The organism is Streptomyces caeni (genome assembly GCF_042678285.1).
In the GTDB taxonomy this organism is placed as follows: Bacteria; Actinomycetota; Actinomycetes; order Streptomycetales; family Streptomycetaceae; genus Streptomyces; species Streptomyces caeni.
Genome location: NZ_JBHUDX010000015.1, coordinates 1 through 9,034, shown reverse-complemented (window position 1 = coordinate 9,034; position 9,034 = coordinate 1). Strand labels below are relative to the sequence as shown.

Sequence of the window (9,034 nt, the reverse complement as noted above, 5' to 3'; positions counted from 1 at the left end):
CCAGCCGCAGACGCCCCAGTCCGCCCCGGCCGCCTGGCAGCAGGCCGCGCCGGGCACGCCCGCCGGCGCACCGCCCGCGCAGGCCGGCTACGGCTTCCCCCCGTCGGGAGCCCCGGCTCCCCCGGCGCCCAACGCCCCTGCCCAGCAGCCCGGTTACGGGTTCCCGCAGCAGGCCGCCGCCCCCGTGCCCCCACAGGGCGGCTACGGCTTCCCCCAGCAGGGACAGCAGGGCGCCCCCCAGCAGGGCCCGAGCGCCCAGGCGCCCACCCCGCCCGCTCCACCCGCCCCGACTGCCCCCGCCCCAACTCCGGCCCCCGGCACCCAGGCACCGCAGCCGGCCGCCCCGCCGCACCCGGTCCCCCAGGCCGGTTACGGGTTCCCGCAGCAGGCCGCCGCCCCCGTGCCCCCACAGGGCGGCTACGGCTTCCCCCAGCAGGGACAGCAGGGCGCCCAGCCGCAGCCCCCGGTCGACCCCCGCACGGGCGCCGCCTGGCCGCAGCCGGTGCAGCACGACCAGCGGCAGCCGACCAACCCCGGTGCCGCGCCCCTCGGTTACACCGCCGCGGTGGAGCTGTCCTCCGACCGGCTGCTCAACAACAAGAAGCAGAAGACGAAGAGCAGCCGTCCGGTCGGCGGCGGTGGCCGGTTCAAGCTCGGCGGCAAGAAGGAGGAGGCCGAGCGGCAGCGGAAGCTGGAGCTGATCCGCACGCCGGTGCTGTCGTGCTACCGCATCGCCGTCATCAGCCTCAAGGGCGGCGTCGGCAAGACGACCACGACCACCGCGCTGGGCGCCACGCTCGCCACCGAGCGGCAGGACAAGATCCTCGCGATCGACGCCAACCCGGACGCCGGTACGCTCGGCCGCCGTGTGCGCCGCGAGACCGGCGCCACCATCCGCGACCTGGTCCAGGCGATTCCGTACCTCAACTCGTACATGGACATCCGGCGGTTCACCTCTCAGGCACCCTCCGGCCTGGAGATCATCGCCAACGACGTGGACCCTGCCGTCTCCACGACCTTCAACGACGAGGACTACCGCCGCGCGATCGACGTGCTCGGCAGGCAGTACCCGATCATCCTCACCGACTCCGGCACCGGTCTGCTGTACAGCGCGATGCGCGGGGTGCTGGACCTGGCCGACCAGCTGATCATCATCTCGACCCCGTCGGTCGACGGTGCGAGCAGCGCGAGTACGACGCTGGACTGGCTGTCCGCACACGGGTACGCGGATCTGGTGGCGCGGTCCATCACCGTCATCTCCGGGGTCCGCGAGACCGGCAAGATGATCAAGGTGGAGGACATCGTCGCGCACTTCGAGACCCGCTGCCGCGGTGTCGTGGTCGTGCCGTTCGACGAGCATCTGGCGGCGGGCGCGGAGGTCGACCTCGACATGATGCGGCCGAAGGTGCGGGAGGCGTACTTCACGCTAGCCGCGATGGTCGCGGAGGACATCGCGCGGCACCAGCAGTCGCACGGCCTGTGGACGTCGGACGGCAACCCGCCCCCCGTCGCCGCCCCGCCGCTGCCCGGCCAGATGCCCGGACAACCTCTGCCCGGACACCCCGTGCCCGGCCAGGTGCCGGGGCAGCAGGTCCCCGGTCAGCCCGCCCCGGGGTACCCGCAGCCCGGCCAGGCCGCGCAGCCCGGGCAGCACTACGCTCCGGCCCAGCCGTATCCGCCGCAGCCGTACCCGGGCCAGACCGCGCCCCCGCCCCCGCCGTCGCCCCAGCAGTAGGCGGCCGCTCTCCCGGGTGGGGGGACGACGTACGAGAGGGGCGGCCCACGCCGGCAGGCACGGGCCGCCCCTCTCGTACGACCGTCGAGCGAGGCCGTTCCGCCGGCTCACCCCACGTCGTGGGATCCGTCACGCGTCCCGTCACGCGCCGCATCGTGGGCCGCGATCAGCTCCCGGCAGCGCTTCACGTCCTCCGCCATCTGCTCCATCAGGGCGTCCAACGACTCGAACCTGGCCTGGCCGCGGACGAACGCGAGGAAGTCCACGGCCACATGCAGCCCGTACAGCTCCAGTCCAACCCGGTCGATGGCGTACGCCTCCACCGTCCGCTCGGTCCCGTCGAACTGCGGGTTGGTGCCGACCGAGATCGCGGCCGGCATCGCCTCGCCCCCGACGTGCAGCCAGCCCGCGTAGACGCCGTCGGCCGGGATCGCGGTGTGCGGCAGCGTCTCGACGTTGGCGGTCGGGAAACCGAGTTCGCGGCCGCGCTGGGCGCCGCGCACGACCACGCCCTCGACCCGGTGCGGACGCCCGAGGATCTCGTGCGCGCCCTCGACATCGCCCTCGGCGACGAGCCGCCGGGTCAGCGTGGAGGAGAAGGGCTCGCCCCCGCCGGCCTCACCGGTCACATAGAGGTCCACCACCTCGACCTCGAAGTCGTACGTCTTGCCCAGTTCGGCCAGGAACTCCACGTTTCCGGCGGCCCTGTGGCCGAAGCGGAAGTTCGGGCCCTCCACCACGGCCTTGGCGTGCAGCTTGTCCACCAGGACCTTGACCACGAAGTCGGCCGGCGAGAGCCGGGAGAACTCCGTGGTGAAGGGCAGGATGAGAACCGCGTCGACGCCCAGCCCCGCCATCAGTTCGGCGCGGCGGTGGTGCGGGGCGAGCAGCGGCGGGTGGCTGCCGGGGCGCACGACCTCGCTGGGGTGCGGGTCGAAGGTGACGACCACCGAGGGGACGCCCAGCTCGCGGGAGCGCTCCACGGCATGCCGGATGATCAGCTGGTGTCCCCGGTGGACCCCGTCGTAGGAGCCGATGGTGACGACGCTGCGCCCCCAGTCCTCGGGGATGTCCTCCAAGCCACGCCAGCGCTGCACTGTGACCGCTCCTCGTCGAACCCGTGTCCGTGTATGCCTCTTACGCAGGTCTAAGGGTGCCATGCCCGGGGGCCTCGGCCCGCATCGGCGTCATCGCTGTGACGGGCGGCACGCGGGATTCCGGGGCGGCGCGGATCAGCCCGGGTCCCATGGGACCGTAAGGCTCTCGATCACGCGGCGGGTGCCCGGACCGACCAGGGCAGCCCCCAGCGTGCTCTCCCCGGCGGTCCTCCGTGGTGGTCCCTGATCACCCCACCATAGCGTTCACTTCTTATTCATTGCAATGATCAGGCTAGACATCATTGCATTATCACCAAGTCGATTGCAATGAATTCACAGCTCTTGCCTGCACTATTGCCCATAGCATGCAACTTCATCATTGTCAGACACCAGAAAGCAACGTAGCGTTTCTAGCAATAGAAAGAAGCGACGACCCAGGAGAACACGATGCAGAAGTTCGACACCCCCGCCCCGATCTCCGCCGTCCTGGACATCCCCGCCGGACGCGTCCAGTTCATCGGCGCCGACCGCGCCGACACCGCCGTCGAGGTCCTGCCCGCCGACTCCTCCAGGAGCCGCGACGTCCAGACCGCCGAGCAGACCGCCGTCACCTACGCCGACGGCGTTCTGCGGATCCGCACCCCCGAGCCCGAGAACCGCCTCCTCGGCCCCTCCGGGTCGCTGGAGGTCACCGTCCGGCTGCCCGCCGGGTCCCGCATCGAGGCCAGGGCCGCCTGCTCCGAGCTTCGCGGCGTCGGCCGCCTCGGCGACGTCGCCTTCGAAGGCGCGTGTGGCCGGATCAAGATCGATGAGGCCGCGAGCGTCCGTCTCACCGCGATCGACGGCGACATCGAGGTCGGCCGGCTGGACGGCCCCGCGGAGATCGGCACCACGAGGGGCGACATCCGGATCAGCGAGGCCGTGCGCGGCACGCTCGTGCTCCGCACCCGGTCCGGCGACATTTCCGTCGGCACCGCCGTCGGCGTCTCGGCCGCCCTGGACGCCGACACCGCCTGCGGCCGCATCAGCAACGCCCTCAAGAACGACGGCACCACGGCACTCGACATCCGCGCCACCACCTCCCACGGCGACATCACCGCCCGCACCCTCTGAAGAAGCAGACCAAGACCAGGACCGTTCGGCCGGATCCACCGATCCACCGCGATCGAGATCCTGCCGTCACGTAACCAGGGGGAACACATGACGAAGAACAGCACTTCCTCGACCGGTTCGAAGTGGACCGGCATGGTGCCGGTCGACGACACGGCCCTGGCCGTCACCGACACCGGGGGTCCCGGCATCCCCGTGGTCTACCTCAACGGCCAGTTCGCCACTCAGGGGTACTGGCGGCGGGTCATCTCCGAACTGGGGACGGGGTGGCGGCACATCACCTACGACGAGCGTGCTCGTGGCAAGAAGTCGAAGCGTTCGGCGGACTATTCCTTCGAGGCCGCCGTCCGGGATGTCGATGCCGTTCTCGCGGCCAGGGGTGTGGACCGGGCGCTGGCGGTGGGCTGGTCCTACGGGGCGTTCGTCGCGGCGCACTGGGCCGGCCGGAAGCCTGAGCGCGCCCTGGGCGCGGTTCTGGTCGACGGCGCCTTCCCGTACGACTGGCTCGACGAGGCCATGGAGCGGCGGATCCGAAGGCAGTTTCGACAGTGGGCCTGGTGCATGCCGCTGCTGCGCCCGACGGGACTGACCCCGCGGATGAATGCCGAACAGATGGCGAACAGCAACATCGAGCTCGGCGTGATCTCCCGCGAGCATGAGCTGGGCCCCGTGCTGGACGGCATCACCGTGCCGACGCGGTACGTGGTCGCTTCGGGGACGTCCCTCGGAAGTCGCGGTGACGAGCAGGAACGGATACGCACCAGCCTCGGTGCGGTGACCGCCCGCAACGCGAACATCCAGATCAGCGCGAAGGTCACCAGCAACCACGGTGCGATCCTCAAGAAGGACTCTCCGGCCGTCGCCGAGGCCGTACGGGAGGTCGCCGCCCTCGCCCGCGGGGGGCGATGACCCGGCCAGCGGGACAGGTCGGGGGGACAGGTCAGCGGGACAGGTCAGGGGGCAGACCTCGTGACGAACGCGCCCCCTTCCGCTCCCTGGGTTCACTCCGAGCGCCTGCTCGATGGGGTGAATAGCCCGGTGGGGATGGATACACCTCTGGAGGGGGAACCGAGGGGGGACCGTGGAGCGGCGGCTCGGCCCCGTGACCGCCGCTCCACGGCAGGGCGTCAGCCGAACACGGCCAGGCTCTTCGCCTTGCCCTTCTGGTCCTCCACGAGCGCGACGAACCGGCCCTGCGGGTCGAACGCGGCGACGGGTCCGGCGCCCGCATACGCGTCGGGCATCTCCAGACGCACACCGTTGGCGAGCAGCCGTGCCCGCCTGGCGTCCAGGTCCCAGCGGGGGAAGGCAGCCTCGGCGGCCTCGGCGACCGGCATCACGGTCAGCTCCTGCTGGAGCTGGTCCAGGGTGCGCGCGGAGTCGAGCTTGTAGGGCCCGACACGGGTGCGCCGCAGCGCTGTGAGGTGTCCGCCGACGCCCAGGTCGGCGCCCAGATCGCGGGCGAGGGCCCGGATGTAGGTGCCGGACGAGCAGACCACGGACACCAGCAGGTCGCACACCGGGGTGCCGTTCTCGGCGACGGCGTCCCGCACGTCGTGGACCGCGAAGGAGGAGACGGTGACCGGCCGCGCCGGGATCTCGAAGTCCTCGCCGTCCCGCGCCCGCTTGTACGACCGCACCCCGTCGATCTTTACGGCGCTGACCTTCGACGGCACCTGCATGATGTCGCCGGTCAGCTTGGCGATGCCGGCGTCGACGGCGTCACGCGTGAGCCCGGAGGCATCCGTCGAGGAGGTGATCTCCCCTTCGGCATCGTCCGTCACGGTGGTCTGGCCGAGCCGGATGGTGCCGACGTACTCCTTCTCCGTGAGGGCGAGGTGCCCGAGGAGCTTGGTGGCCCTCTCGACGCCGAGGACGAGCACTCCGGTCGCCATCGGGTCGAGGGTGCCGGCGTGGCCGACGCGCCGCGTCTTCGCGATCCCGCGCATCTTGGCGACCACGTCGTGCGAAGTGAAGCCCGACGGCTTGTCGACGATGACGAGGCCGTCGGGCGCGGTGTGCTTGTGTGTCATTCGGCGGTGTCGTCCGTCTCGTCGGAGGAGCCGGGCTTGCGGTACGGGTCCGCGTCACCGGCGTACGAGGCACCCGTGGCCGCCTCGCGTACCTTCGCGTCGGACTCACGCGCCTTGTCGAGCAGGTCCTCGATGGTCCGGGCGGTGTCCGGGAGTGCGTCAGCGACGAAGGTGAGGGTGGGCGTGAACTTCACGCCGGCCGCCCGTCCGACCTCGGAGCGCAGGATGCCCTTGGCACTCTCCAGGCCGGCCGCGGCGGCCTTCCGCTCCTCCTCGTCCCCGTACACGGTGTAGAAGACGGTCGCCTCCCGCAGATCTCCCGTCACCCGGGTGTCCGTGATGGTGACATGCGAGCCGAGCCGCGGGTCCTTGATCCCGCGCTGCAGCTTCTGGGCCACCACCTCTCGGATGAGGTCCGCCAGCCTCTTCGCCCGCGCGTTGTCGGCCACTGGTCCGTCTCCCGTTCTTTCCTGTCTGTGTTCTCGGTTCAGTCGTCGTCGCCGTGGAAGCGCCGTCTGACGGACAGCAGCTCCACCTCGGGGCGCCCGGCGACCAGCCGCTCGCACCGGTCCAGTACGTCGGTCAGGTGCCCGGCGTCGCCGGAGACCGCCGCAAGGCCGATGCAGGCCCGCCGATGAAGATCCGTGTGGTCCACCTCGGCCGCGCTCACCGCGTACTTCCGCTGGAGTTCGGCCACGATCGGGCGGACGATGGAGCGTTTCTCCTTCAGCGACCGTACGTCGCCGAGGAGGAGGTCGAAGGACAGGGTCCCCACGTACATGGATGTATCCGGATGACCCGCCGGTACGGGATCGATGGCCCCGCCGCCGCTATGGGCAGGGACACGAAAACCGTACAACGAACACCGAATCGACTCGACGGGGTTTTCCCGGGCACGGGAAGGCCCGCCCGGCGGTGCGGACGAGGCCGTCCGGACCGCCGGGGGGCGGGCTCACTGGCCGCACCGCCGTCGGTGAGCGGGGCCCGGGGGCGGCAGCCCCCGGGACGGCAAGGGGCGGCCGGCGGGGAGGTGTGTCCCCGCCGGCCGGCCCTGCGCATCGCGGCCCCGCCCGCCGTCAGGCGCGCGGCTTCTCGCGCAGCTCGTACGTCGCGATGACGTCGTCCACCTTGATGTCGTTGAAGTTGCCGAGGTTGATACCGCCCTCGAACCCTTCGCGGATCTCGGTGACGTCGTCCTTGAAGCGACGCAGGCCCTCGATGGTGAGGTTCTCCGCGACCACCTTGCCGTCGCGGATGAGACGCGCCTTGCTGTTCCGCCTGACCTCGCCGGAGCGGATGAGGACACCCGCGATGTTGCCCAGCTTGGACGACTTGAAGACCTCGCGGATCTCCGCCGTACCGAGCTCGACCTCCTCGAACTCCGGCTTGAGCATGCCCTTGAGGGCCGCCTCGATCTCCTCGATCGCCTGGTAGATGACCGAGTAGTACCGGACGTCCACGCCCTCGCGCTCGGCCATCTGCGCCGCGCGGCCCGCCGCGCGCACGTTGAAGCCGATCACGATGGCGTCCGAGCCCATCGCCAGGTCGATGTCCGACTCCGTGACCGCACCGACGCCGCGGTGCAGGACCCGGATGTCGACCTCTTCGCCGACGTCGAGCTGGAGCAGGGAGGACTCCAGTGCCTCGACCGAGCCGGAAGCGTCGCCCTTGATGATCAGGTTCAGCTGCTGGACCTCGCCGGCCTTCAGCACCTTGTCCAGATCCTCCAGCGACACACGGCGCGTGCGCTTGGCGAACGCCGCGTTCCGCTCGCGGGCGGCGCGCTTCTCCGCGATCTGGCGGGCCGTACGGTCCTCCTCGACCACGATGAAGTTGTCGCCGGCGCCCGGGACATTGGTCAGACCCAGAACCTGGACCGGCATCGACGGGCCGGCCTCGGCCACGTTGGTGCCGCTGTCGTCGAGCATCGCCCGGACACGGCCGTACGCGTCGCCGACCACCATCGTGTCGCCGACCCGCAGCGTGCCCCGCTGGACGAGGACCGTCGCCACGGCGCCGCGGCCGCGGTCGAGACGGGACTCGATCGCGATGCCCTGCGCGTCCTGGCCCGGGTTGGCCCTCAGGTCCAGGGTGGCGTCCGCGGTGAGGATGACGGCCTCGAGGAGGCTGTCGATGTGCAGGCCCTGCTTGGCGGAGATGTCGACGAACATCGTGTCGCCGCCGTACTCCTCGGCCACCAGGCCGTACTCGGTCAGCTGACCGCGCACCTTGGTCGGGTCCGCGCCCTCGACGTCGATCTTGTTGACCGCGACCACGATCGGCACCTCGGCCGCCTTGGCGTGGTTCAGGGCCTCGATCGTCTGGGGCATCACACCGTCGTTGGCCGCCACCACGAGGATCGCGATGTCGGTCGACTTGGCACCGCGGGCACGCATGGCGGTGAACGCCTCGTGACCCGGGGTGTCGATGAAGGTGATCTTCCGGTCCTCGCCGTTGACCTCGGTCGTGACCTGGTAGGCACCGATGTGCTGGGTGATGCCGCCGGCCTCGCCCGCGATGACGTTGGTCTTGCGGATGGCGTCGAGCAGGCGGGTCTTGCCGTGGTCGACGTGACCCATGACGGTCACCACCGGCGGACGGACGACCAGGTCCTCCTCGGAGCCCTCGTCCTCACCGAACTCGATGTCGAAGGACTCGAGCAGCTCACGGTCCTCCTCCTCGGGGCTGACGATCTGAACCGTGTAGTTCATCTCGCCGGCGAGGAGCTGCAGCGTCTCGTCGGAGACGGACTGCGTGGCCGTGACCATCTCGCCCAGGTTCATCATGACCGCGACGAGGGACGCCGGGTTGGCGTTGATCTTCTCCGCGAAGTCGGTGAGCGAGGCACCGCGCGACAGGCGAATGCTCTCGCCGTTGCCGCGAGGCAGCATCACACCGCCGACCGACGGGGCCTGCATGGCCTCGTACTCCTGACGGCGCTGCCGCTTCGACTTGCGGCCACGGCGTGCCGGACCGCCGGGACGGCCGAACGCGCCCTGCGTGCCACCACGGCCGCCCGGACCGCCGGGACGTCCACCGAAGCCGGGACGGCCGCCGCC

8 protein-coding genes are annotated in these 9,034 nt (G+C 70.8%); 3 read left to right on the top strand and 5 right to left on the bottom strand.

Translation table 11 applies throughout. The features are described from left to right. A partial coding sequence (locus tag ACFSL4_RS06265) for a MinD/ParA family ATP-binding protein (RefSeq protein ID WP_381079391.1) occupies nt 1-1,735 on the top strand: 1,735 nt, incomplete at its 5' end. 107 nt (nt 1,736-1,842) lie between these two features. Here ACFSL4_RS06265 and ACFSL4_RS06260 read toward each other — a convergent pair. Then, nucleotides 1,843-2,832 (bottom strand): bifunctional riboflavin kinase/FAD synthetase, encoded by a 990-nt coding sequence (locus tag ACFSL4_RS06260; RefSeq protein ID WP_381079389.1) that lies wholly within the window; start codon nt 2,830-2,832, stop codon nt 1,843-1,845. A 447-nt stretch (nt 2,833-3,279) separates the two neighbouring features. Here ACFSL4_RS06260 and ACFSL4_RS06255 point away from each other — a divergent pair, with 447 nt between their 5' ends. Further along, complete coding sequence (locus tag ACFSL4_RS06255) at nt 3,280-3,945, top strand: DUF4097 family beta strand repeat-containing protein (RefSeq protein WP_381079387.1); 666 nt, start codon at nt 3,280-3,282, stop codon at nt 3,943-3,945. Nucleotides 3,946-4,032: 87 nt separating this feature from the next. Continuing rightward, on the top strand, nt 4,033-4,851 hold the full coding sequence (locus tag ACFSL4_RS06250; RefSeq protein ID WP_381079385.1) for an alpha/beta fold hydrolase: 819 nt from the start codon (nt 4,033-4,035) through the stop codon (nt 4,849-4,851). Nucleotides 4,852-5,069: 218 nt separating this feature from the next. Here ACFSL4_RS06250 and truB read toward each other — a convergent pair whose 3' ends face one another. From truB to infB, 4 genes are all read right to left on the bottom strand, one after another. Beyond that, on the bottom strand, nt 5,070-5,975 hold the full coding sequence (truB, locus tag ACFSL4_RS06245) for a tRNA pseudouridine(55) synthase TruB (protein WP_381079383.1): 906 nt from the start codon (nt 5,973-5,975) through the stop codon (nt 5,070-5,072). Further along, nucleotides 5,972-6,424 (bottom strand): 30S ribosome-binding factor RbfA, encoded by a 453-nt coding sequence (rbfA, locus tag ACFSL4_RS06240; RefSeq protein ID WP_381079381.1) that lies wholly within the window; start codon nt 6,422-6,424, stop codon nt 5,972-5,974. The genes truB and rbfA overlap by 4 nt, the downstream gene beginning before the upstream one ends. Before the next feature lie 38 nt (nt 6,425-6,462). After that, a complete protein-coding gene (locus ACFSL4_RS06235; protein WP_381079379.1) occupies nt 6,463-6,756 on the bottom strand; it encodes a DUF503 domain-containing protein in 294 nt (97 codons plus the stop codon). 295 nt (nt 6,757-7,051) lie between these two features. Beyond that, nucleotides 7,052-9,034 (bottom strand): translation initiation factor IF-2 (infB, locus tag ACFSL4_RS06230; RefSeq protein WP_381079377.1); only part of this gene is annotated, 1,983 nt, incomplete at its 5' end.

Bases quoted from the DNA above. Each gene is read 5' to 3' on its own strand.
- ACFSL4_RS06255 (WP_381079387.1), top strand. From the start codon at position 3,280: ATGCAGAAGTTCGACACCCCCGCCCCGATCTCCGCCGTCCTGGACATC.
- ACFSL4_RS06250 (WP_381079385.1), top strand. From the start codon at position 4,033: ATGACGAAGAACAGCACTTCCTCGACCGGTTCGAAGTGGACCGGCATG.
- truB (WP_381079383.1), bottom strand. From the start codon at position 5,975: ATGACACACAAGCACACCGCGCCCGACGGCCTCGTCATCGTCGACAAG.
- ACFSL4_RS06235 (WP_381079379.1), bottom strand. From the start codon at position 6,756: ATGTACGTGGGGACCCTGTCCTTCGACCTCCTCCTCGGCGACGTACGG.